The 881-nt window shown below is 29.9% G+C and carries 2 protein-coding genes; one reads left to right on the forward strand and one right to left on the reverse strand.

What is annotated here, in order from left to right:
- On the forward strand, positions 1 to 525 hold a 525-nt coding region (locus V7014_RS20285; RefSeq protein ID WP_335509727.1), incomplete at its 5' end, for a hypothetical protein.
- Positions 526 to 583: 58 nt separating this feature from the next.
- Here the strand turns inward: V7014_RS20285 and V7014_RS20290 are convergent.
- Positions 584 to 881, reverse strand: a 298-nt coding sequence (locus V7014_RS20290; RefSeq protein ID WP_335509729.1) for an IS3 family transposase, incomplete at its 5' end; no start/stop codon positions are given.

Raw genomic sequence — 881 nt, forward strand, 5'->3', positions numbered from 1 at the left:
CTTTTAGATTGTATTATAAGCTCTTGTATTAATATGCAAGGAAATCAGATCTATAGGGGTGCTTCAGAAAATGAGAGAAATACTTTTCTATCTTCTTTATTGAATATGGCAGGCTATACTAATAAAGATCAAACTTTATGGGGAAAATCAAGAGCGGGAAAAACGTCCGGTGAAATAGATATTTTTATAAATAAGAAAAGTGGAGAACCATTTGCGATAATTGAGGCTTTAAATTTAGATTCGTTGAAAAAAGACTATTTAGATTTACATTTAGATAAAATATTTGGTTATGATACGACGGGGCTTAAATGTAATTATATATTAGTGTATTCAACGTCTAAAAATTTTGTTGAATTCTGCCAAAGGTATATTAGCTATATACAAAAATATAGCTATCCTTATGATTTTATTAACTTTGAAGAAGTGGAAGGATATGATTATACGAATTTAAGAGTTTGTAAAACTAATCATTTAAGAAATAGTAAAGAAGTATTTTTATATCACATAATAATAGACTTAAGTTAATAGAATATGGAACAATATTTAAGTTATACTGGAATTTCAACACTAAACTGGACAACTTTTATAAGGATTGCTGCTTAAATTCTACTGATGTTTGATAATCCAATGTTCCGTGAATACGAATGTTGTTAAACCAATGAACATAATCATCAAGTTCAAGTACGAACTGTTCAAGAGAATGGAAGTCCGCACTATTTGCAAATTCTGTTTTAAACACCTTAAACATGGTTTCGGCCACGGCATTATCGTAAGGATTCAGTAAACGTTGAATGCTGAATGTTTCTAAAGCCTCTGATATTAGTTGATTATCAAACTCTCTACCTCGGTCTGTATGAAACATTTTTGATGGCCTGTAAGTT

Origin of the sequence: Bacillus sp. JJ722 (genome assembly GCF_036963345.1) — a bacterium.
Lineage (GTDB): Bacteria > Bacillota > Bacilli > Bacillales > DSM-1321 > Bacillus_AD.